We start from the raw sequence: 23479 nt of genomic DNA on the forward strand, positions 1-23479 counted from the left end.
CGTCACGGTATGGACCACTGGAAATTCAGCAGCCGGAAAGACGCCATAAAGGAAATTTACAGCCGCAGCCCACCATTAACAAGGCGAGTGTCGCACCTCACCTTGGATTGAGCTGGTTGCGGCTCCTGGCCTCTGCGATAGTGAGGCACGCGACCCCCATCGATCCGGGCCAGGTCGTTCACCCCTCTGCCACGGATGACACCCCTTTCACCATCCGTGGCGGATACGAAAGAGGCCCGCGCCGTCGCGAACCGACGGCGGGGGCCTCTTCGGCGATTCGGAATACTCAGGGTTCGGTGACTCGCATCTCGAACCACGTCGTCTTGCCGCGCGGCAGCAGATCCGCCCCCCACCGCTGGGAGAGCTGGTCCACCAGCATCAGCCCCCGCCCGCTCGTATCGAGGTCGGCCACCGGCATCAGACACGGCAGCCCGCGCGACGGGTCCCGCACCTCCACCCGGATCCAGCCACGCCGCCGCAGCATCCGCAGCCCGAACGTACGGGCGCCGGTGTGCCGGACGGCGTTGCCCACCAGTTCCGACACCAGCAGCACGGTGTATTCGGCCAGTTGGGGGGTCAGACCCCAGTCACGCAGGACGACGCATTCGGCCAGCCGGCGGGCGGTGCCGGCCGACTCCGGACGGGAGGGCAGCCGCACCTCGTCGACCGCGGGGTTTCCGAACAGATCGACCGCTTTGGCGACCGACTCGTCGTCGATGGACGGCACCCGCCGAGCCGCGGCCGTACCGGCGCGCTGCTGCGGCTGCTCCATACCCTCCAAGCCCGCCATGCCCCCCATCATGGCCGCCCGACAGGCCGTCCGGGGCCGAACCGTGGGATTCCGAACACCCGAGCCCCAGGCCCCACAAACCCGCTCCAACATGTGCCAGCGGCGGTCAGATATCCCAAATACCCCGCCTGGCCAGCGATATCACGGCGCGTATGCGCGATCACCCAGCGTACCGGAGCGGGTCGTCCGGGGACTCGCGGGTGGTCAAACAGATTCGCTCGCACGGGGCATAAACCCGGGCGACGACCGCCGCCGCCCGGGCCACCGCTCACCGGAACTTGGCCTTGCCCGGCCCCTCCTCGACAAAGCTCCGCATCCCGATCTCGCGGTCCTCGGTGGCGAACAGCCCCGCGAACCAGCCGCGTTCGATGGCGAGACCGGTCTCCAGGTCGGTCTCCAGGCCCGCGTCCACCGCCTCCTTGGCCGCGCGCAGCGCGATCGCCGGACCCCGCGCCAGCCGGGCCGCCCACGCGTGCGCCTGCTCGTAGACCTCCTCCGCCGGTACGACGCGGTCCACGAGCCCGAGCGCCAGCGCCTCGTCGGCCTTCACCTGACGGCCCGTGAAGATGAGGTCCTTGGCGCGGGACGGGCCGATCAGCCGGGCCAGCCGCTGGGTGCCGCCCGCGCCCGGGATCAGGCCGAGCAGGATCTCCGGCTGGCCGAGCTTGGCGTTCTCGGCGGCGATCCGGTAGTCGGCACACAGCGCCAGCTCGCAGCCGCCGCCGAGGGCGTAGCCGGTGACGGCGGCGACGACGGGCTTGGGGATCCGGGCGACGGCGGTGAAGGAGTCCTGGAGGGCGCGGGACCTGGCCACCATTCCGGCGTGGTCCATGTCCCGCATCTCCTTGATGTCCGCGCCGGCCGCGAACACCTTCTCGCCGCCCCAGATCACCACGGCCCGTACGTCGTCGCGGCCGGCCACCTCCTCGGCGAGCTCCCGCAGCCGGTCCTGCACAGCGATGTCCAGCGCGTTCATGGGCGGACGGTCCAGCCGGATGGTGCCGACGCCCTCGGCGACCTCGAGGTTCACAGTCATGAGCGCAGGTTAGCGCCCGTTAGCACGCCGCCCACAGCCTCCCCGTGAACACAGCCTCCCGTGCCTACTGCTCCTCGCCTGTCCTGGTCGTCCCCGTCGTCCCCGTCGTCCCTGTCATCCCTTCTGGCCGGCCTTCCACTTCGCCCACGACATGTTCCAGCCGTTGAGCCCGTTGTCCGGCTGGACGGTGTCGTCGTGCGAGTTCTTCACCACGACCACGTCACCGATGATCGAGTTGCGGAAGAACCAGGCCGCCGGGGTCGACTTGTCGCCGCCGCCCCGCTGGTCGAAGAGCCCGACGCAGCCGTGGCTGACGTTCGCCGAGCCGAACGTCGGCCGGCCCGCCCAGTAGTTGCCGTGGATGAAGGTGCCCGAGGTGGACAGCCGCATCGCATGCGGCACGTCCTTGATGTCGTACTGGCCGTCGTAGCCGACCGTGGCGCCGTTCATCCGGGTCACCGGCAGCCGCTCGCTGATGACCATCTTGCCGTTGTACGTCTCGTAACCGGGCGCGCCGGAGGTGATGGGGAGGGTCTTGATGGTCTTGCCGTCCCGCTTGACCACCATCTTCTTGCTCTTCGCGTCGACCACCGAGACCTGGCTGCGGCCAACGGTGAACTTCACGGTCTTCTTCTGCTCGCCGTACACGCCCGGCCGCCCCTCGACGCCGTCGAGGTCCATGCGGAGGGTGACCTTGGTGCCCGGCGCCCAGTACTTCTCCGGCCGGAAGTCCAGCCGGTCGTTGCCGAACCAGTGGCCCTCGATGGGCACCGACGGGGAGGCCGAGACCTCGATCCCCCGCTCCACGGACCCGGGGTCGGTGATGCCCCGGGAGAAGTGGATCGAGACCGGCATGCCGACACCGACCGTCGAGCCGTCCTCCGGTGTGTAGGTCCCGAGGAAGGTCTTCTCGGGGCGGAGCGTGGTGAAGGAGGAGTGCCGGGAAGCGGTCAGCCCCTGGGAGTCCTTGGCGACGGCGTCGACCGTGTAGGTGGTCGCGGAGCTCAGATGCCGGGCGGGCCGCCAGCGGCTGCCGTCCTCGGTGATCTTCCCGTCGATCTCGTTGCCCTTGGGGTCCTTGACCTTGACGGAGGTGAGCTTGCCCTTGTCCGAGGTCACCTTGAGCGCGCCATGTGTGTTGACCCCCTTCGCCCCGTCCTTGGGCGCGATCGCCACGACGGCGCGCGAGGCCTTCCGGCCGCCCCCGCCCTTGTCACCGTCCCCGTTCTTCTTCCCGTCGTCCGACCCGCCGTCCCCGCCACAGGCGGTCACGAACACCAGCATCCCCCCGGCCAGCAGCGCGAGAAGCCCCTTGCGGCCCCGCGCCCTCAGCGCCCCCGATATCGGCTGCACATCCACTACGGCTCTCCCCTCCGCCCGCACCGCGCCCCGCGGCACCCCCGCTGTGTGACGCGCACGCACGCATTCGACAGGAACTCATACCCACTGGAGCAGGGGGAGTTCGGCCGCGCGCACGCGCGTATGCGACAGGTAATCACACGCCACTGACAGCGGACTCCCGGTCTATGTCACGGTTCAGTCCCAGGTAAGTCCCAGGTGAGGGGCCCTGGCCCCGGGCACGCCGGGCGAAACGTGAGGGTTGACCCCAACGCGGGCAGAACTGTGAGAGGGCGGCAGCACTCCGCGCGGCACGGGACGCCGCGCGGGCTCACCCAGGCCGCCCGGGCCCTACTGCCGTACGGTCCCAGACCGTCGGCCGGAGCCGCGAACGCCGGAGGCGCCACGTGTCGCACGCAGCCGAGCAGAGCAGAGCGCACAACGGGCTGCCGAGGCCGCGCGCGGGCGCGGCAGGCATCGAACGGGCCATAGAACCAGGCGCGGCGGGCGGCCGCCGCGCGGACTCGGGGCCGCCCGCCGCGCCCGCGGCCCTCCCCGACCCGCACGGTGAGCCGGCCGGCGGCGCCCCGGTGTGGCCGGGGAGCGCGCAGCCGCTCGGGGCGCGGGTGCGGACCGGGCCCGGCGGGGTGGCCGGCACCAACTTCGCGCTGTGGGCGCAGGGCGCGGAGGCCGTCGAGGTGTGCCTGTTCGACGACGACGGGACCGAGACCCGCTGCCCGCTCACCGAGCGGACCCATGAGATCTGGCACGGCTTCGTGCCCGGCGTGCTCCCCGGGCGGCGGTACGGATACCGGGTGCACGGCCGCTGGGACCCGTGGACCGGCGCCCGCTGGAACCCGGCCAAGCTGCTGCTCGACCCGTACGCCCGCGCCGTGGACGGCGACTTCGGGGGCGCGGGGGTCGTCCCCCGGGAGTGGCGCGGCGCGCTGCCGCCCGAGGTCTACGGCCATGTGCGGGACTGGCCGCAGCAGCACATCGCCGACACCGTGCGCGACGACCGCGACTCGGCTCCGTACCTCCCCAAAGGCGTGGTCGTCGGCGACGACGACCCCGACGGCCCGCCCGACGAGTGGCTCGACGACCGGCGCCCGAAGACCCCCTGGGCCGACACGGTCATCTACGAACTCCATGTGCGCGGCTTCACCAAGCGCCACCCCGGCGTCCCGCCCGAACTGCGCGGCACCTACGCCGGGCTCGCGCACCCGGCCGCGATCGAGCACCTCACCCGGCTCGGCGTGACGGCCGTGGAACTGCTGCCGGTGCACCAGTTCGCGCACGAGGACCATCTGCTCCGGCGCGGCCTGCACAACTACTGGGGCTACAACTCCATCGGCTACTTCGCGCCGCACGGCGCGTACGCGGCGACCGGCACCCGCGGCGCGCAGGTCGGCGAGTTCCGGCGGATGGTGCGCGCGCTGCACGACGCGGGCATCGAGGTGATCCTGGATGTGGTCTACAACCACACCGCGGAGAGCGGCGAGCTGGGGCCCACTCTCTCGCTGCGCGGCATCGACAACCGCGGCTACTACCGCCTCCAGCAGGACCCGCGCCGCTACGCCGACTACACGGGCTGCGGCAACACCCTGCACGTGGTGCGCCCCCAGGTGCTGCGGCTGATCACGGACTCGCTGCGCTACTGGGTGACCGAGATGGGCGTGGACGGCTTCCGCTTCGACCTCGCCGCCGCCCTCACCCGCTCCGCGAACGACGTGGACATGCTCTCCCCCTTCCTGGCCGTGATCGCCCAGGACCCGGTGCTGCGCCGCGTCAAACTGATCGCCGAGCCGTGGGATGTGGGCTCCGGCGGCTATCAGGTCGGCGCCTTCCCCCCGCTGTGGTCGGAGTGGAACGACCGCTACCGCGACGCGGTGCGCGACTTCTGGCGCGGTGCCCTGCCCGACGTACGCGACCTCGGCACCCGGCTGTCCGGCTCCAGCGACCTGTACGCGTGGGGCGGCCGAAGGCCGTACGCCTCCGTCAACTTCATCACCGCCCACGACGGCTTCACCCTCCGCGACCTGGTCAGCTACGACCGCAAGCACAACGAGGCCAACGGCGAGGGCAACCGCGACGGCACAGGCGACAACCGCTCCTGGAACTGCGGCGCCGAGGGTGAGACCGAGGACCCGGCCGTACAGGCGCTGCGCCGCCGCCAGCTGCGCAACCTGCTCAGCACGCTGCTGCTGTCCACCGGCGTCCCGATGCTGGTCGCGGGCGACGAGATGGGCCGCACCCAGGGCGGCAACAACAACGCGTACTGCCAGGACAACGAGACCGGCTGGCTGGACTGGACGCTGCTGGAGGACCCGGGCTGGCGGTCGCTCACCGATCTCACCGCCCGCCTGGTCCAGCTGCGCCGTGACCACCCCGTACTGCGCCGCCGGGCATTCTTCTCCGGCCGCGCGCAGGGCCCCGACGGGCTGCGCGACCTGACGTGGTTCACCGCGGCGGGCACGGAGATGACCGAGCGGGACTGGTACGCGCCGACGGCCGCCCTGGGCCTGTACCTGTCCGGCCGCGACACCGCGCAGCGCGACGCGCAAGGGGCTCCGATCACCGACGACAGCTTCCTGGCGCTGCTGCACTCGGGCCCCGCGCCGGTGGACTTCACCCTCCCCGGCCCGCCGTGGGCCGCCGCGTACGAACTCCTCGTCGACACCTCCCGGGAGGACCAGGACGCGCCCCCGGGCGCCCGTCATCGCGCCGGCTCACGGATCGAGCTGCCCGGGCGCTCTGTGCTGCTCCTACGCGCCGTCACGGCTACGGAGGCGGACCGGAAAACCGAGTGAGCGCTGTCGGTGCCGGACCGTAACCTCGGCAGGTGATGGCTGCCACAAATGAACGACTCAGGAAACCGGAGAAGGAACCAGAGAACGAGACTGTCGGGCGCGGGCCTGCGCCCGGACACGGGCAGGCGACTGGGCGCGGGCGCTCGGCGACGCGCTCGCTGTCGCGCCTGTGGCCTTATCTGCGGCCCGTCAGAGCGCGCTTCTTCACGGCGGCCGGGGTCGCGGTCGTCGCCTCCTGTCTGGGCCTGGTCATCCCGCTCGTGCTCAAGTGGCTGGTGGACGGGCCGGTGGCCGGCCGGGACCCGGGCGGGGTGTGGCTGGGCGGAGCCCTGCTGCTGGGGCTCGGCGTCGCGGAGGCGGGGCTCTTCGGGGTGCGGCGCTGGCTGGTGTCCCGGCCGCTGGCCTCTGTGGAGGCCTCGATGCGCGCCGACCTGTACCGGCATCTACAGCGGCTGCCGGTCTCCTTCCACGACCGCTGGGCGTCCGGGCAGCTGCTCTCGCGCGCGACCACCGACCTGATGCTGCTGCGGATGTTCCTCGCCTTCCCGCTCACCTTTTTGGTGGTCAACGGGGTCACGGTGCTCGCCGGGTTCGCCATCCTGCTCGCGCAGGAGTGGACGCTGGGGCTGATCCTGCTCCTCCCGGCCATCCCGCTGACGATCCTCTGCTCCGTCTTCGAGACGCGCTACGCGGTCGTCGCCCGCTCGGTCCAGGACCAGACGGGCGATCTGACCACGGTCGTCGAGGAGGGAGTCCTCGGCGTCCGTATCGTCAAGGGCTTCGGGCGCCACCGCAGCCAGGCGCGCGCCTTCCGCGCGCTGACGGAGCGGGTCCGCTCGACGGAGCTGCACAAGGCGGGCCTGCTGGCCACGATCTGGGCGCTGATCATGACGCTGCCCGAGCTGGCGATCGGCACGGCGCTGGTCCTCGGCACGGTGCAGGTCGCCGACGACGAGCTGTCGGCGGGCACGCTTGTCGCCTTTCTCTCCACGGCGCTGACGCTGCGCTGGCCGGTGGAGTCGCTGGGCTTCCTGCTGGCGATGAGCCAGGACGCGGCGACCGCGACGGACCGGTTCTTCGAGGTGATGGACGAGCCGACGGCCGAGAAGCCGACCGCCGAGAAGCCGACCCCAGAGCAGCCGGCCGCGGAGAAGCAGCAGCCGACAGCACAGCAGCGGTCCGCGCCGCGGAACGGCAGCCAGAGCACCGCGCCACCACAGGACGGGCTGCGCTTCGAGGGCCTGGAGTTCCGGTACCTGGACGCGCCGCCGGACGCCCCGGCCGTCCTGGCCGGGGTGGACCTGCACATCCGCTCCGGCGAGACGATGGCCCTGGTCGGGGCGACCGGCTCGGGCAAGACCACGCTCACCGCGCTGGTGCCGCGCCTCCACGAGGCGACGCGCGGCCGGATCACCCTCGACGGGCGGGACATCACCACCCTCCCCCGGGACGAGCTGCGCGAACTGGTCGCCGTCGCGTTCGAGGAGCCCACACTGTTCTCCGCGACGGCGGGGGAGAACGTCCTGATGGGCACGGCCGGGGCGGCTGAGGCCGATCTCGTACGGGCGCTCGAGGTGGCCCAGGCCGACTTCGTGCACGCCCTGCCTCAGGGTGCCGACACCCAGGTCGGCGAGCAGGGGCTGAGCCTGTCGGGCGGTCAGCGCCAGCGCCTCGCCCTCGCGCGCGCCGTCGTCGGACAGCCCCGCTTCCTCATCCTCGACGATCCGCTGTCCGCGCTGGACGTGCACACCGAGGCCCTGGTGGAAGCCGCTCTCCGCCAGGTCCTGGCGACGACGACGGCGCTGGTGGTCGCCCACCGCCCGTCCACCGTGCTGCTCGCCGACCGTGTGGCGCTGCTCTCCGGCGGACGGATCACCGCGGTCGGCACCCACCACCAACTGCTGCGCGACAGCGCGGAGTACCGGTCGCTGATGGCCGGTGACGAGCGGGAGGAGGCTCGATGACCCAGACCGCTACCGGCACCAAGGACGGCAAGGCCGGAGCCGCGGACAAGCCCGGGGCGGCGCCGGGCGACGACCTTTTCGACCGGGATGTGCTGCCCACCCCGAAGGGCGCCTCCCTCGCGCTGCTGCGCTCCCTGCTCTCCCCGCGCCGCGGCCGGGTCTGGGTGGCGGCCGTACTGCTGCTTCTGCAGCAGGCCGCGGTGCAGGCCGGCCCGCTGCTCGTCGCGTACGCCATCGACACCGCCGTGCCCGCCTTCCGCGACGGCGGCCACGGCCCCCTCGTCGCGGTCGGCGTCGCCTACCTCGGCTGCGCGCTCGCCTCCGGGGCGCTGCAGTACACCTTCATCCGCACCTCCGCCCGGATCAGCCAGGACGTGCTGCTCGATCTGCGGGGCAGGATCTTCCGCCATGCGCAGGCGCTCAGCGTGGACTTCCACGAGCGCTACACCTCCGGCCGGCTGATCTCGCGCGCCACCACGGACGTCGAGTCGCTGCGCGAGCTGCTCAACGAGGGGCTGGAGGAGCTGCTCGGCGTCGCTCTCTCCGGCGTCTACATCTCCGTGACGCTGCTGTATCTGGACTGGGGACTGGGCGCCGCGGCCGTGCTCTCCTTCTGGCCGCTGTACCTGCTCATCCGCTCCTTCCGGCGCCGCTCCGGGCGCGTCTACCGCAAGCGGTCCACGGCCATCGCCGCGGTCATCGTCAAGTTCACCGAGACCATGAACGGCATCCGGCCGGTGCAGGCGTTCCGCCGCGAGCGGGTCAACGACGCGCACTTCCACGAGCTCAACCACCGCCATGAGCGGGTGAACGGGGACGCGATGCTGGAGATGGCCCGCTATGTGGTCAGCTCCCGGCTGGTGGCCAACGCGGCGGTGGCCGCGATCGTCCTGTGGGGCGCCTACCGGGTGGCCTCCGGAGACCTGGCGCTGGGCGTGCTCGCCGCGGCCGCGCTCTATCTGCGCAGGCTCTACGACCCCATCGACCGCCTGGGGATGTTCCTGAACTCGTACCAGTCGGCCGCCGCCTCGCTGGAGAAGATCGCGGGCCTGCTGGCCCAGCGGCCCTCCGTGGCCGAGCCCGCCGACCCCAGGCCGCTGCCGCCGCGCTCCTCCGAACTGCCCGGCCGCGAGGTGGCCTTCGACGGCGTGCGCTTCGCCTACCGTACGGGCGGCGAGGTGCTGCCCCACTTCGACCTCACGCTGCCGGCGGGGCAGACGGTGGCCGTGGTGGGCGCGACCGGCGCGGGCAAGTCCACACTCGCCAAGCTGCTCGCCCGCTTCTACGACCCCACCAGCGGCCGGGTCCTGCTCGACGGCGTGGACCTGCGCGAGCTGGCCACCCCGGAGCTGCGCCGAGGCGTGGTGATGGTCACCCAGGAGGCGTTTCTCTTCTCCGGCACGGTCGCCGACAACATCGCCATCGGCCGCCCCGACGCCACCCGCGCCGAGATCGAGCAGGCCGCGAAGGCCATCGGCGCGCACGACTTCATCGCCGCCCTGCCCGACGGCTACGACACGGATGTGCGCAAGCGCGGTGGGCGGATCTCGGCGGGCCAGCGACAGCTTGTGGCCTTCGCCCGGGCGCTGCTCGCGGACCCGTCGGTGCTGATCCTGGACGAGGCGACCTCCTCGCTCGACATCCCGGGCGAGCGCGCGGTGCAGCGCGCCATGCACACGGTGCTGCACGGCCGCACCGCCGTCGTCATCGCGCACCGTCTGTCGACGGTGGAGATCGCCGACCGGGTGCTGGTGATGGCGGACGGCCGGATCGTCGAGGACGGGTCGCCGGAGCGACTCATCGCCGGGGAGGGCCGGTTCGCGGCGCTGCACCAGGCGTGGCGGGAGAGCCTGGTGTGATCGCCGAGCAGCCCGGTGCGCCCCCGGTGCCACCTCCCCAGGCCTGCGCGCCTATGTCGCCCTGGTCACGGCCAGCGCCGCCTTGAGGCCTTGAGGTCCGCCCGGAACTCGGGCCGGACACCGATGCGGTAGCCCAGGCGGTACACGGTCGTCCGGCCGCTGTTCAGCCCCGCCCGTACGAGGCCATCAGCCCGGCGGCGAGCACCGGGTCCACGACCGGTACCCCCAGCCGGTCCTCCAGCAGCGGGCGGATCCCGATCGTGTTCAGGCCGGTGCAGGCCAGCAGCAGGGTGTCCGCGCCTGCCTCGACCAGCCCGGCGGCGGCCTCCAGCACCGCCGCGGGGCCCTCGGGCGCCAGCAGGTCCGTCGTACGGTGCACCCCTCTCGGCCGTGCCTCGCCCGCGAAGCGCTCACCGAGGACCGCGCGCACGGCGGGTGGCGCCTGGTCCCTGATGCCCAGCACGCCGACGCGGCTGCCGAGGCCGAGCGCCACGGCGGCGGCCGCCGAACCCGCGCCGATCACCGGCACGTCGACCGCCTCGCGGGTGCGCTCCAGCGCAGGGTCGGCGGCGCAGCTGATGACCAGGGCCGCGGCCCCTTCGCCGGCCAGTTCGCGGGCCAGCGCCACGATCTTCGGTTCGGCGCGGCGCTCGGACTCGTCGTCGTGGATGCCGTGCGGCTGCCCGGGGATGCACCGGGAGACGGCCGGAATGCCGTACCGCTCCTCGATGACCCTGCCGTGGGCCGCCACGGCCAAGGCGTCATCGCTGGTGAGGACACGGATCACGCCGATGTGCGAAGAGGGGTTCACTGCGGACGGGCTCATGCGTCGCTCCCGGGGTGGGTTCCGGGCGCCTGGGAGGGGCTGCCGAAGGCGGCCACCACCTCGCCCGCCATGCGGATCGCGATGGCCCTGGCCAGGAGTACGGGACGGCCGACGGCGCGGACCGCGGCCTCCCGCATCCGCTCGGTGTAGCCGATGCAGTCCAGAACGATCCAGGAACTGCCGCCCTCGACGAGGGTGCGCGCGGCGGCGGCGACCTCGTCCAGGGCCTGTTCCGGCGGTGCGTATGGATTGGCGGGGGCGGCCAGGACACCGCCGGGCAGTACGTCGGACCAGCGGCGGATCGCGTCCTCGGCCTGGTCCGGGTGCGGGCAGACGACGCCCACCGGGTCGGGGCCGACGGCGGCCGCGACGGCGTGCAGCGCCAAGGGTTCGGCGAACAGCAGCGGCCGGTTCGCCCGTACGGCCGGGAAGTGGCCGGTGCACAGCAGTAGCGTCGCGGCGGCTCCGTCCTGCTCCGCGCGGGCGACGGCCCGCTCGATGCGCGGGACCAGCGCCGTGTGGCCCAGCACCACCGAGCCGCCGTCCCGCAGCCGGGACACCAGCGGCGCCTCGCCCGGCTCGGGGGCCAGCAGCCGGCGGGTCTCCTGCTCGGCGGGGCCGTCGAACCGTTCGTCGTCGAGCGCGCCGTGTTCCACCAGGCGTACGCCCGGCAGCAGCGGTTCGGCGTCCGGCCGCAGATCGGAGCGCGGGGCCTGGCCGATGGTGACGAGGCCGAGGGCCGGGATGGTCACGGGTGGTGGCTCCTTCGAGTGTTCTGGGCGTTGGGGAAACAGGACGCGCGGTCGTGTTCTGCGTGTTCGGGAACAGGACGGGCGTGAGTGTTCTGCGTGTTCAGGGACAGGACGCGCCTGGGTGTTCGCGTGTTCAGGGACAGGACGCGCCTGGGTGTTCGCGTGCTCAGGGACAGGACACGCGTGGGTGTTCGCGTGTTCAGGGACAGGACGCGCCTGGGTGTTCTGCGTGTTCAGGGACAGGCGCCCGGCGCGCCCGGGTCACAGGGCCTTGGTGAGCTGGCCCACGTCGTTCAGCGAGCTCCCCGCGACCAGCCCGGCCCCCACGAGCGACAGATCGTTCTCCGCCTGCTCATCGGACTCCTTGCGCGCCTCGGGGTCGGTCAGCCCGCGACGGCGCCACATGGTGTACGCCTGGCGGATGGCCAGGGCGCCGAGCACCATCCACCCGGCGTCGGGGGTGGCCACCAGCAGACCGGTGGCCAGCAGAACGCCCATCTGCCGGGACGGCCCGCCGAGGAACTGGATGAGGGCTCCGGGGATCGCCCACAGCAGCATGGTGGTCATGGTGCCGGGTTCGAGGCCGCCCTTGATGGTGGCCACGTACACCTCGGACACCGGCGGCACCCGCCCGTCCGAGAAGAACGACTTCCAGGCGACGGCGACCACGACGAGCGCGACCCCGAAGCCGACGAGCTGGGCGAGGTACTGCTGGCGCCGCCCCTCGATCTCGAAGGGCTGCCACGGCACGGCGTTCCGGCGCAGCAGCCAGCCGGCCTTGAAGTCGTAGCCGAGATCGGCGAAGGCGGGGCCGGTGGAGGCGGTGTAGCCCACCATCAGGGCGAGCGGCACGGTGGGGATGTGCAGGACCAGGCCGATGATCAGGAAGATCAGCGTGACGGCGAAGGCCGGGAACCACCCGGAGTGCATCGCCGCGAGGCCCACGATGAGCTGGTGCACGATGGCGGCGATCCCGGCCAGCGCCACCCAGCCGACCAGGGCGGGGACGGACAGCCGGCCGGCCACTCCGCCGGCGATCGCGACCACGATCGCGCCGCACACGAAGAGCCCCATGCCTTCCAGCAGGCCACGGCGCAGCTGCGGAGCCTGGACCGTACGCTCGCCGTCGTCGGATGCGGCGCCATCGGAAACGGCGGAGGCCGGGCCGTCGCCGCGCCCCTTGCGGGTCCGCATCAGGAGCAGCGCCTGGACCAGGGCGACGAGACCGGCGCCGACCATCAGGCCGTGCGGCACGCGCTCGGCGCCGAGGTCGAAGCCGAAGTCCGGGGCGTACTGGCCGACGGCCAGCCCGACGCCGAACATCGCGAGCGCCCAGATGTTGCCCAGGAAGCCCACGCCCGCGGCGCTGGTGGGGAGCTTGAACAGCGCGCCCACCAGGCCGACGACCGCGCCCACGCCGAGGACCGCGGCCTTGCGCCCGCCGGTGTCCCCGGCCTTGATGGTCTCGGCCGCGGCGATGCCCGCGGGCCAGGAGCCGGTGGCGGGCAGCAGCCTGGAGTCGAACACCCGGTACAGCACCCAGCTGTCGACGGCCAGCCCGATGACGGCGCCGCCCAGCATGGGCCACACCAGGTCGGTACGGCCCAGGGCGAAGGGCACGGCGATGGGGGTGAGCAGGGAGTTTGCCGCGGCGAAGGTGGAGCCGGAGATCGCCGACTGCACCAGGTTCTGCCGGTGCTGGGAGCGCATCCGGGCCAGCACGCCGAGCGGGATGCGCCCGATCAGCATCGCCACCAGGGCGCCGATCACGGCCGTGTTGGGGGACACGCCGAGCGAGGTGATCAGCACGATGCCGATCAGGGCGCCGAGGACCGACATCAGGACGGTGATGACGAGGGTGACCGGTTCGAAGGCTCTGGGGTGCGCTTCGACCGGCGCGGAGGTGGTCTCCGGGGCGATCGGGGTGTTCGGGTTCATGGGGACTCCTGGGCGCGCTGGATCACTGCGCGTGAGCACGGTGCGGGATCACTGCGCTGGATCACGGTGCGGGATCACTGTGCGGGGACGAGCGCCTGCAGATGGGTCATGGGGCCGTACAGCTCGACCAGGCGCGCGAACTCCTCGTCGTTGAGGAAGCGCGCGGCTCCGCGGCCGAACTCCTTGGCGGTCTCGATCGCGAACCGGGCCGCGGCCGCGATGTCGGTCTCGTGGCTGGCGCCGGTGGCGCAGCCGGCCACGGCGGTCGCGGCGGTGATGGCGAGGCCGACGACGGGGGCCTTGGTGGCGACTGCGGGCTGGAGGATGGAGTTGAGGTGGTGCACCCCGTTGCCGTAGGGGGTGATGTCCTGCGTGGTGATGGGCAGCACGCGCGCGGGCTCCCCGGTGACAGTCTCCAGGATGGACACCAGGTCCTCGCTGACCCGCAGGATCCAGCCCTCGCGGACCGTCGGCGACAGGGCGAGACCGCGGTGGTTGAGCAGCCGGTTTCCCTTGGTGGTGTCGATGGAGACGACCGCGTCCATCGCGGGGGAGATCTCCTCCCGGTTGCACACCAGGGTGTCCACCGGGGAGTCCATGAAGGGCACCGGGTCGTGCGGCTGGGTGGGGGCCCATCCGCACACATGGGTGGAGAGCGTCACATCGCCGTCCAGGACGTCGCCACGGGCGTGCATGTCCAGCAGCTTGGCCGCGGCGGACAGCGCCGCGACCGCCCCGTCGGCGTCGGAGACCAGGCCGATCCGTTCCGGCCGGGCACCCACCCCGCCGAGCCGGCCGAGGATGCCGAGGGTCGGCGCGTCGCCGCCGCTCAGCCGGCCGCGGCGGCCGGGGACGGTGACGGTGACGAAGTCCGTGCTGCCCTTGTCGCCCTCGACGGTGCGCACCTCGATCCGCGGCGCGGTGGCCGGGTCGGCACCGGCCGCGGCCTGTACGGCGCGCAGGTGGTCGGCGAGCAGTTTCCCGCTGGTCTGCGGGCGGTCGAGGAGTTCGATGATCTCAAGGACGTGTTTGAGCACGGATGCCTCTCAGGACGAACGAGGGTGCGGGTGGTGCGGGTGGTGCGGGTATTGCCGGTATTGCGTGTGGTGCGGGTGTTGCCTGTGTTGCGGCGGGAGGCCCGGACGAGCGGCGATGTGGAAGCCCGGGCACCGGTTCGCCCCAGAGTCAGCCGAGCGTCCCGCCGAGCGCAATGTTTTCTCGATATGCGGGAATGTTTACTCTTCCTTCATGCCAGAGCAGTCACCCGTAACCGGTACGCCACCGCTCCAGACCGCGGATCGCGTCCTCAATGTCCTGCTGTCCTTCGACCGGGAGCGCCCGGAGTGGGGCGTCACCGAAATCGCCGCGGAGTTCGGCCTGGACAAGTCGGTCGCGCAGCGGCTGCTGGCCGCCCTGGCGTACCGCGGCTTCCTGGTCTCCGACCAGCGCACCCGCCGCTACCGGCTGGGCCCGGCGGTGTGGCATTTGTCACGTGTGTGGGAGCGTGGCGGCGGCATGGCCAGCCTGGTCCGGCCCACGCTGGAGGCGCTCGCCGAGGCGGTCGGGGTCGGTGCGCTGTTCGCGGTGCCGGACGGCGTCCATGTGCGCTGTGTCACGGCCGCGGACGGGGCGACCGGGCCGCTGCGGTACTACGCCCTGGCGGGCGAGCTGTACCCGGCACACGCCGGGGCCACCTCCCGCGCCTACTTCGGTATGCTGCCGCCCGGCGATCGGGCCGTCCTGCTGTACGGCCGCCCGATGGCGCGGTTCAGCGAGAACACGCTGACCGATCCGGTCCGGCTGGAGGAGCGGTTCGCCGAGGTGCGGCGCCTCGGCTACGCGTACTCCGAGGGCGAGTACGATCCGCAGACCGCGGCGCTCGCGGTTCCCGTGCTCGTCGGCAGGCGCCCCGTGGGCACGCTGTCCCTGGCCGCGGCGCTCGATGAGCTGCGGGGCCGCCGGGAGGAGCTGGTCGGCCCGCTACAGCAGGCCGCGGCGGACCTGGGCAGGCTGCTGACGCCGACCCATCCGCGCCATGCTCCGCCGCGCCGCGACGGGCGCTGAGCGGCTACGTCACGTCTGCTCCGTCACACGTCCGCCCTGCCACATCCGCCCGCTGACATCTGCCTCGCCACATCCGCCCCGTCACATCTGCCCCACCACATCCGCCCCGTCACAACGCTCCGTCCCAGGAAGGGCCACCCATCATGCGGTTGCTGCTGCTGTCCAACTCCACCGCCCCCGGGCGCGGTTATCTCGACCACGCACGGGAGGAGATCGGCGCGCTGCTCGACGGCGTACGGCGGCTGGTGTTCGTGCCGTACGCCCTGGCCGACCGGGACGGCTACACCGCGCAGGTGGCCAAGGCCCTTGAGCCCCTGGGCCTTGAGGTGACCGGCGCGCACACCGCCGCCGACCCGGCCGGGCTGATCGGGGGCGCGGAGGCGGTGTTCGTGGGCGGTGGCAACAGCTTTCGGCTGCTGAAGGCCCTGCACGAGCACGGCCTGGTGCGGGCCATCCGCGAGCGGGTGGCGGCCGGTGTGCCGTACATCGGGTCGAGCGCGGGCACCAACATGGCCTGCCCCACCCTGCGCACCACCAACGACATGCCGATCGTCCAGCCGCCCAGCTTCGAGGCCCTGGGCCTGCTGCCCTTCCAGATCAACCCGCACTACCTGGACCCCCGGCCGGACCTCGGCCACATGGGCGAGACACGGGCCGAGCGGCTGGAGCAGTTCCTGGAGGAGAACGACGTGCCGGTGGTGGGGCTGCGCGAGGGCACCTGGCTGCGCCGGGACGCGGACCGGCTGACGCTCGGCGGGATCGCGGCCGGAGCCGTTCTCTTCCAGCGCGGCGCGGCCCCCGCGGAGCTGGGCCCCGGCGCGGACCTGAGCGCCCTGCTGCGCGAGCGCCCGCGGTTCGACAGCCCGGCCGCCTGACCAGCCTGACCAGCCTGTCCCGCCTAACCCGCTTGTCCCGCCTGGCCAGCCCGACCCACCTGGCCCGCCCGACCCGCCTGATCCACGCGGGGCCCCGCGCCCCCGCGGCTCACTCCCCGACCGTGCCGTCGGCCAGCTCGCGCACGACGTCGAGCTGGCCGGCGTGCCGGGCGTACTCCTGGAGCAGATGGAAGAGGATCCAGCCGAGCGCCGGGGCCTCGGCCTCCGTGGCGAAACGACCGCCGGTGCGCGCCCGGCGGCCGAGCGGCACGTCGGCCACGGCCCGCCGCGACCAGGCGCACTGTTCCTCGAACCGCGCCCGGATCTCCCCCGGCGACCTGTCGTCGGGGACGTGCCACCGGTCGTCGGGGCCCCGGTCGCCCCAGGGCGACTCCACCGGCTCGCCGAGGAACCCCCAGCGCAGCCAGCGCCGTTCGACGTAGGTGAGGTGGTGGAGCAGCTCCAACGGGGTCCAGCCGGAGGGCAGTCGGGAGGTGCGCAGCTCGCTCTCGCTGAGCCCGTCGAGCTTCTGGAGCACGACGCTCCGGTAGTAGTCGAGATACGCGTCGAGCATCTCGCGGGGGTCGGCGAGCGAGCGCGGCGGCTCGTCGATGGGGTTGACGGGATTCGCGGGGACCGCAGGGTTCGCGGGGTCCATGGAGTCCATGGGGTCCATGGGGTCCATGGGGTTCGTGGGGTCCATGGGGTTCGTGGGGGTCGGCATGCCGCGATGCTACGGACGGACACCGCCCCCGCCGAGACACGCCACCGCACCCCCTCACCGGGCACTACACGCTCTCCATCCGACATGCGAACGCCCGCCGTTTGTCAACGAAGGCTTTCCGGCCAAGTTCTTGTCGCGCTCCTGACAGGACTAGTCCACCGATGACACTCTTCCCTCGGTCGGCGCACAGCTCCCCCACAGCTCACGGCTGAGCTTCGACACCGTCGGCACCCGCATTCGCACCTTCCCCCCATGCGTTCTGCCTCGTCATGCCCGGGCGGCCTCACCTGGCCGTCCGGTCGTACCCGGTCGCGCCACCGCGCGGCCAGCGCAGAAGGAGTCAATGTGAGATCGACCTCCCAACGCCCCCACAGACCCCACAGACCCCTCTCCCCCCACCGACGCGCCGTCGCGAGCGGCGCCCTGGTCGCCGCGGCGGCCATGCTCGCCGTCGGGATGCAGACCGGCCCCGCCGCAGCCCGCCCGGACACCTCCGCCCCGGCCGCCGGCACCGTCTTCGCCAAGCCGGACCCCGACTCCCTGCCGGTGGCCCTCTCCCCCACGCGGCGCGCCGAGCTGATCCGGGAAGCCGACGCCTCGAAGTCCGCCACCGCCAAGGCGCTCGGCCTCGGCGCCAAGGAGAAGCTGGTCGTCAGGGACGTCACCAAGGACGCCGACGGCACCGTCCACACCCGCTACGAGCGCACCTACGACGGGCTGCCGGTCCTCGGCGGCGACCTGGTCGTCGAGGAGGCCAGGAGCGGTGCCGTGCGGTCGGTCGCCAAGGCGACCAAGGCGCAGGTGAAGGTCGCCTCCACCGCCGCCGCCGTCGCGCCCGTCACCGTCGAGAAGGCGGCGGTGAAGGCGGCGAACACGCAGGGTTCGCGCAAGACGGAGGCCGAGCGGGCGCCGCGCAAGGTGATCTGGGCGGCGAAGGGCACGCCCACGCTCGCGTACGAGACGGTCGTCGGCGGCCTCCAGGAGGACGGCACGCCGAACGAGCTGCACGTCATCACCGACGCGAACACCGGCGCCAAGCTCTTCGAGTTCCAGGGCGTCAAGGAGGGCACCGGCAACAGCCAGTACAGCGGGCAGGTCACCCTCGGCACCTCGGGCAGCTCGGGCTCGTACAACCTGACCGACGGCGGCCGTGGCGGCCACAAGACGTACAACCTCAACCGGGGCACCTCGGGGACGGGCACGCTCTTCACCGACGCCGATGACGTATGGGGCAACGGGACGACGGGCGACGCCGCCACCGCCGGTGTGGACGCGGCCTACGGCGCCGCTCTGACCTGGGACTACTACAAGGACGTGCACGGCCGCACCGGTATCCGGGGCGACGGCGTCGGGGCGTACTCCCGGGTGCACTACAGCAGCAACTACGTCAACGCCTTCTGGCAGGACTCCTGCTTCTGCATGACGTACGGCGACGGCTCCGGCAACGCCAAGCCGCTCACCTCCATCGACGTGGCGGCCCACGAGATGACCCACGGCGTCACCGCCGCGACCGCCAACCTCACCTACAGCGGTGAGTCCGGCGGCCTCAACGAGGCCACCTCGGACATCTTCGCCGCCGCGGTGGAGTTCAACGCCAACAACGCGAACGACGCGGGCGACTACCTGGTCGGCGAGAAGATCGACATCAATGGCGACGGCACCCCGCTGCGCTACATGGACAAGCCCAGCAAGGACGGCGCCTCCAAGGACAACTGGTACTCCGGCGTGGGCAACGTCGATGTGCACTACTCCTCCGGCGTCGCCAACCACTTCTTCTACCTGCTGTCCGAGGGCAGCGGCGCCAAGGTGATCAACGGCGTCAGCTACGACAGCCCGACCTACGACAACCTGCCGGTCCCTGGCATCGGCCGGGCCAACGCCGAGAAGATCTGGTTCAAGGCGCTGTCCCAGCGCATGACGTCCAACACCAACTACGCGGGGGCGCGGGACGCCACGCTGTGGGCGGCGAGCGAGCTCTTCGGCCAGGCCAGCCCCGAGTACAACACGGTGGCCAACACCTGGGCCGCGGTCAACGTCGGGTCCCGGATCGTCGAGGGCGTCTCCATCACCGCGCCCGGCGACCAGACGAGCATCGTCGACCAGGCCGTCAGCCTCCAGATCGCGGCCACCAGCTCCAACCCGGGCGCGCTCACCTACTCCGCCACCGGGCTGCCCGCCGGGCTGTCGATCGGCTCCTCGACCGGCCTGATCTCCGGCACCCCGACCACGCTCGGATCCGGCACCGTGACGGTCACCGTGACCGACTCGACCGGCAAGTCGGCCACGGTCTCCTTCACCTGGACCGTGAACACCACCGGCGGCAACGTCTTCGAGAACACCGCGGACGTCGCCATCCCGGACGCGGGGGACGCGGTCACCTCCTCACTCACGGTGAGCCGGGCCGGCAACGCGCCGTCCAACCTCCAGGTGGGCGTGGACATCGTGCACACCTACCGCGGTGACCTGGTGATCGACCTGGTGGCGCCGGACGGTACGGCCTACCGGCTGAAGAACGCCAGCTCCCTGGACTCGGCGGACAACGTGAAGACCACGTACACCGTCGACGCCTCGTCCGAACTCGCCGTCGGCACCTGGAAGCTGCGGGTGCAGGACCTCTACGCACAGGACACGGGCTACATCAACAGCTGGAAGCTGACGTTCTGAGGGGCCTGAGGGGCCTGCGGGTTCTGAGGGTTCTTAGGGCTCTGAGCGATGCACACATCCGGATGAGGCGCTGAGCCGACTCTCCGGCCGGCAGACAGGCGCCGCCAGGGGTGACTCGACTCCCCCTGGCGGCGCCTCTTTTGCCGTCTTTCATTGTCAACTCAGAGCCCAACTCCACTCCGACCCCTGTCCATATGCGGCTCCGCCGCGTGGCGGAGATTGATCAACACTAGACGAACATTTTCCCTCTCACCTGGCCCAAGATCCGTGACATGTACGCGCCTTGTGTGACAGTCTGCCCACGCGATCGCACCCGTACCTCTTGTTCAGGCCCGGGCGGCTCTTCCCCGCCGCCCGGACCTGACCCCCCACAGCAATGAGGAGTTCGCGTGAGCAAGACCTCCAACATGCCCGTTTCCCCCGCCCGCAAGAAGCGCCGCACGGCAGCCGCCGCCGGTGCCGCGGTCGCGGCGGCGGCCCTGCTGGCCACCGGCGTCACCACGGGCCAGGCCGGCGCCGCCACCACCACCGGCACCACCGGCGCCACCGCAAAGGCGCTGGGCCTCGGTGCCAAGGAGAAACTGGTCGTCAAGGACGTCGTACGGGACGCCGACGGCACCGTCCACACCCGCTACGAGCGCACCTACGACGGCCTCCCCGTCCTCGGCGGCGACCTGATCGTCCACAAGTCCGCCGACGGCGCGGTCAAGGGCGTCACCAAGGCCGTCAAGGCCACCCTCGCGGTCCCCTCCACGACCGCCAAAGTGGCTCCGGCCTCCGCCGAGCGGACCGCGGTCAAGCGCGCCCAGGCGGACGACGCCCGGCGGGCCGCCGCCGACGGCGCCCCGCGCAAGGTGATCTGGGCCGCCACCGGCAAGCCCGTCCTCGCGTACGAGACCGTCGTCGGCGGCGTACAGAAGGACGGCACGCCCAACCAGCTGCACGTCATCACCGACGCGAACACCGGCGCCAAGCTGTACGAGTACCAGGGCATCGAGACCGGCAGCGGCACGAGCCAGTACAGCGGCAAGGTCGACCTCGGCACCACCAAGGAAGGCAGCGGCTACACGCTGACCGACGCCGACCGCGGCGGCCACCGGACCACCGACCTCAAGGGCGCCGAGTCCGGCGAAGGCGCGGCGTTCACGGACGACGACGACACCTGGGGCACCGGAAAGCCCGACGATGCGCAGACCGCGGCCGTCGACGCCCACTACGGCGCCGCCCTCACCTGGGACTACTACAAGAGCGTGCACGGCCGCGACGGCATAGCGGGCGACGGCAAGGGCGCGTACTCCCGGGTGCACTACGGCCACGACTACGTCAACGCCTTCTGGGACGACAGCTGCTTCTGCATGACGTACGGCGACGGCCAGGGCGACAAGGCCCCGCTCACCTCGATCGACGTCGCGGCCCACGAGATGACCCACGGCGTCACCTCGGCCACCGCCAACCTGCAGTACAGCGGCGAGTCGGGCGGCCTCAACGAGGCCACCTCCGACATCTTCGCCGCCGCGGTGGAGTTCAACGCGAAGAACGACAGCGACCCCGGCGACTACCTGGTCGGCGAGAAGATCGACATCAACGGCGACGGCACCCCGCTGCGCTACATGGACAAGCCCAGCAAGGACGGCGGTTCCGCCGACAACTGGTCCGACTCCGTGGGCGACTTGGACGTGCACTACTCCTCCGGCGTCGCCAACCACTTCTTCTACCTGCTGTCAGAAGGCAGCGGTGCCAAGGAGATCGGCGGCGTCAAGTACGACAGCCCGACCGCCGACGGCTCGAAGGTCGAGGGCATCGGCCGCGACAAGGCCGAGAAGATCTGGTTCAAGGCCCTGACCACGTACTTCACCTCCACCACCGACTATCACGCGGCGCGTGAGGCGACGTTGAAGGCCGCGAGCGATCTGTACGGGGCGGACAGCGCCGAGTACAAGGGCGTGAACTCGGCGTGGGCCGGAGTGAACGTCAAGCCGTAAAAGCGCATCAGACAAAGTGCACCACATAGCCGGTGTCCGGGGCCCGTTCCCGGGCACCGTCTTGTTTCCGCACTTTGTTCGGCCGGGCGGCCACTTCGGCGCCCGGCACCCCACAGAAACAGGCACCGCACAGAAACAGGAGACAACGTGACGCAAGGGTCGACCTCCGGCAGATCCAGCACCTCCCGCATATCCCGCGCCTCCGTGCACAAGCGCTCCCGTACCGTCGTCGCCGCGGGGGCGGCGACGCTCGCCGGAGCCCTGATCGCCGCCGGCGCCACCGCCGGCACCGCGGGCGCGGCCACCCCGCCGCCCCCGCCCACCGCGACGGGCGCCTCGTCCATCGCCCTCTCCCCCTCCGTCCGCGCCGAGCTGCTGCGCGAGGCCGACGCCGCCACGTCCGGCACCTCCCGGTCCCTCGGGCTCGGTGCCAAGGAGAAGCTGGTCGTCCGGGACGTCATCAAGGACGCCGACGGCACCGTCCACACCCGCTACGAGCGCACCTACGGCGGCCTCCCCGTCCTCGGCGGCGACCTGGTCGTCCACAAGTCCGCCGACGGCGCGACCGAAGAGGTCACCAAGGCCACCGACGCCACGATCAAGGTCGCCGACACCAAGGCCGCCATCGCCCCGGCCGGCGCCGAGCGGACCGCCGTAGGCGCCGCGAAGGCCGAGGCCGGCGACAAGGCCGACACCTCCGCCACCCCCCGCAAGGTCATCTGGGCCGCCACCGGCAAGCCCGTCCTCGCGTACGAGACCGTGGTCGGCGGCTTCCAGGACGACGGCACCCCCAGCAAGCTGCACGTCATCACCGACGCCGACACCGGCAAGAAGCTGTACCAGTTCCAGGCCGTCCAGAACGGCACCGGCACCGGCCAGCACAACGGCAAGGTCACCCTCGGCACCGCCAAGAGCGGCACCCAGTACCTGCTCAAGGACACTGCGCGCGGCGGCCACATGACGTACAACCTCAAGCACGCCGAAGACGGCAGGGGGTCGAAGTTCCTGGACGCCAACGACGTCTGGGGCAACGGCAAGCCGACCATCGCACAGACCGCCGCCGTCGACGCCCACTACGGCGCGGCCATGACCTGGGACTACTACAAGAAGGTCCTGGGCCGCAACGGCATCAAGAACAACGGCAAGGCCGCCTACTCGCGCGTCCACTTCAGCAACGAGTACGTCAACGCCTTCTGGGACGACGACTGCTTCTGCATGACGTACGGCGACGGCGAAGGCAACAAGAAGCCGCTCACCTCGCTCGACGTCGCCGGCCACGAGATGAGCCACGGCCTAACCGCCGCCACCGCCAAGCTCGAGTACAGCGGTGAGGCGGGCGGCCTCAACGAGGCCACCTCCGACATCTTCGGCACGGCCGTCGAGTTCTACGCCAAGAACCCCAAGGACGTCGGCGACTACCTCATGGGCGAGAAGATCGACATCAACGGCGACGGCACCCCGCTGCGCTACATGGACAAGCCCAGCAAGGACGGCCTGTCCTACGACTACTGGTCCAGCAGCATCGCCCAGGACGACCCGCACTTCACGTCCGGGCCCGCCAACCACTTCTTCTACCTGCTCTCCGAGGGCAGCGGCCGCAAGGTCATCAACGGCGTGACCTACAACAGCCCCACCAAGGACGGCCGCACCGTCACGGGCATCGGCCGCGCCAAGGCCGAGAAGATCTGGTACAAGGCGCTCACCACTTACATGACCTCGACCACCAACTACGCCAAGGCGCGCACCGCGACGCTCAAGGCGGCGAAGGCCCTGTACGGCGGCACCAGCACCGAGTACAAGGCGGTGAACAACGCCTGGGGCGGCATCAACGTGCGGTGACGCACTGAGCTGAGGCCT

General features: G+C 71.6%; 16 protein-coding genes. 8 read left to right on the top strand and 8 right to left on the bottom strand.

Annotation, left to right across the window (positions count from 1 at the left end; translation table 11 throughout):
• Positions 1–286 precede the first annotated feature (286 nt).
• From ACWY4P_RS17090 to ACWY4P_RS17100, 3 genes are all read right to left on the bottom strand, one after another.
• Positions 287–802 (bottom strand): ATP-binding protein, encoded by a 516-nt coding sequence (locus tag ACWY4P_RS17090; protein ID WP_456211404.1) that lies wholly within the window; start codon positions 800–802, stop codon positions 287–289.
• Positions 803–1058: 256 nt separating this feature from the next.
• Positions 1059–1826 carry an enoyl-CoA hydratase/isomerase family protein gene (locus ACWY4P_RS17095; protein ID WP_456211405.1) on the bottom strand — a complete coding sequence of 256 codons (768 nt, stop codon included), beginning with the start codon at positions 1824–1826 and terminating at the stop codon, positions 1059–1061.
• Positions 1827–1940: 114 nt separating this feature from the next.
• Complete coding sequence (locus ACWY4P_RS17100; RefSeq protein WP_456211406.1) at positions 1941–3185, bottom strand: L,D-transpeptidase; 1245 nt, start codon at positions 3183–3185, stop codon at positions 1941–1943.
• Between the two features lie 386 nt (positions 3186–3571).
• Here ACWY4P_RS17100 and glgX point away from each other — a divergent pair, with 386 nt between their 5' ends.
• Genes glgX through ACWY4P_RS17115 form a run of 3 tightly spaced genes read left to right on the top strand, consistent with a single transcriptional unit; the run spans position 3572 to position 9797 of the window.
• Positions 3572–5974 (top strand): glycogen debranching protein GlgX, encoded by a 2403-nt coding sequence (gene glgX, locus ACWY4P_RS17105; RefSeq protein ID WP_456211407.1) that lies wholly within the window; start codon positions 3572–3574, stop codon positions 5972–5974.
• A 35-nt stretch (positions 5975–6009) separates the two neighbouring features.
• Entirely contained in the window at positions 6010–7938 is a 1929-nt protein-coding gene (locus ACWY4P_RS17110; protein WP_456212949.1) for an ABC transporter ATP-binding protein, read from the top strand.
• Positions 7935–9797: an ABC transporter ATP-binding protein gene (locus ACWY4P_RS17115; protein WP_456211408.1), complete on the top strand. Its 1863-nt coding sequence runs from the start codon at positions 7935–7937 to the stop codon at positions 9795–9797. Before ACWY4P_RS17110 ends, ACWY4P_RS17115 begins: the two co-directional genes overlap by 4 nt.
• 163 nt (positions 9798–9960) lie before the next feature.
• Here the strand turns inward: ACWY4P_RS17115 and ACWY4P_RS17120 are convergent, their stop codons facing one another.
• The 4 genes from ACWY4P_RS17120 to ACWY4P_RS17135 all read right to left on the bottom strand — a co-directional run bounded on the left by ACWY4P_RS17120 (position 9961) and on the right by ACWY4P_RS17135 (position 14350).
• Positions 9961–10623 (bottom strand): aspartate/glutamate racemase family protein, encoded by a 663-nt coding sequence (locus ACWY4P_RS17120; RefSeq protein ID WP_456211409.1) that lies wholly within the window; start codon positions 10621–10623, stop codon positions 9961–9963.
• Positions 10620–11375 (bottom strand): AroM family protein, encoded by a 756-nt coding sequence (locus ACWY4P_RS17125; protein ID WP_456211410.1) that lies wholly within the window; start codon positions 11373–11375, stop codon positions 10620–10622. The genes ACWY4P_RS17120 and ACWY4P_RS17125 overlap by 4 nt, the downstream gene beginning before the upstream one ends.
• 261 nt (positions 11376–11636) lie before the next feature.
• Entirely contained in the window at positions 11637–13313 is a 1677-nt protein-coding gene (locus ACWY4P_RS17130; protein ID WP_456211411.1) for an OPT family oligopeptide transporter, read from the bottom strand.
• Between the two features lie 74 nt (positions 13314–13387).
• Entirely contained in the window at positions 13388–14350 is a 963-nt protein-coding gene (locus tag ACWY4P_RS17135; RefSeq protein ID WP_456211412.1) for a DUF1177 domain-containing protein, read from the bottom strand.
• Positions 14351–14561: 211 nt separating this feature from the next.
• Between ACWY4P_RS17135 and ACWY4P_RS17140 the strand changes: the two genes are divergently transcribed.
• Both ACWY4P_RS17140 and pepE read left to right on the top strand, forming a co-directional pair.
• On the top strand, positions 14562–15377 hold the full coding sequence (locus ACWY4P_RS17140; protein WP_456211413.1) for an IclR family transcriptional regulator: 816 nt from the start codon (positions 14562–14564) through the stop codon (positions 15375–15377).
• A gap of 143 nt (positions 15378–15520) precedes the next feature.
• On the top strand, positions 15521–16252 hold the full coding sequence (pepE, locus tag ACWY4P_RS17145; protein ID WP_456211414.1) for a dipeptidase PepE: 732 nt from the start codon (positions 15521–15523) through the stop codon (positions 16250–16252).
• A 109-nt stretch (positions 16253–16361) separates the two neighbouring features.
• Here the strand turns inward: pepE and ACWY4P_RS17150 are convergent, their stop codons facing one another.
• Positions 16362–16919 (bottom strand): DinB family protein, encoded by a 558-nt coding sequence (locus tag ACWY4P_RS17150; protein WP_456212950.1) that lies wholly within the window; start codon positions 16917–16919, stop codon positions 16362–16364.
• A 498-nt stretch (positions 16920–17417) separates the two neighbouring features.
• Between ACWY4P_RS17150 and ACWY4P_RS17155 the strand changes: the two genes are divergently transcribed.
• The 3 genes from ACWY4P_RS17155 (at position 17418) to ACWY4P_RS17165 (ending at position 23461) form a co-directional block, all read left to right on the top strand.
• Entirely contained in the window at positions 17418–19640 is a 2223-nt protein-coding gene (locus ACWY4P_RS17155; protein ID WP_456212951.1) for a M4 family metallopeptidase, read from the top strand.
• Between the two features lie 407 nt (positions 19641–20047).
• The gene (locus tag ACWY4P_RS17160) at positions 20048–21622 is read left to right on the top strand and encodes a M4 family metallopeptidase (protein WP_456212952.1); all 1575 of its coding nucleotides are present in this window, start codon (positions 20048–20050) and stop codon (positions 21620–21622) included.
• Between the two features lie 204 nt (positions 21623–21826).
• Positions 21827–23461 (top strand): M4 family metallopeptidase, encoded by a 1635-nt coding sequence (locus tag ACWY4P_RS17165; RefSeq protein ID WP_456212953.1) that lies wholly within the window; start codon positions 21827–21829, stop codon positions 23459–23461.
• Positions 23462–23479 lie beyond the last annotated feature (18 nt).

It is taken from the genome of Streptomyces sp. LZ34, from assembly GCF_053890475.1.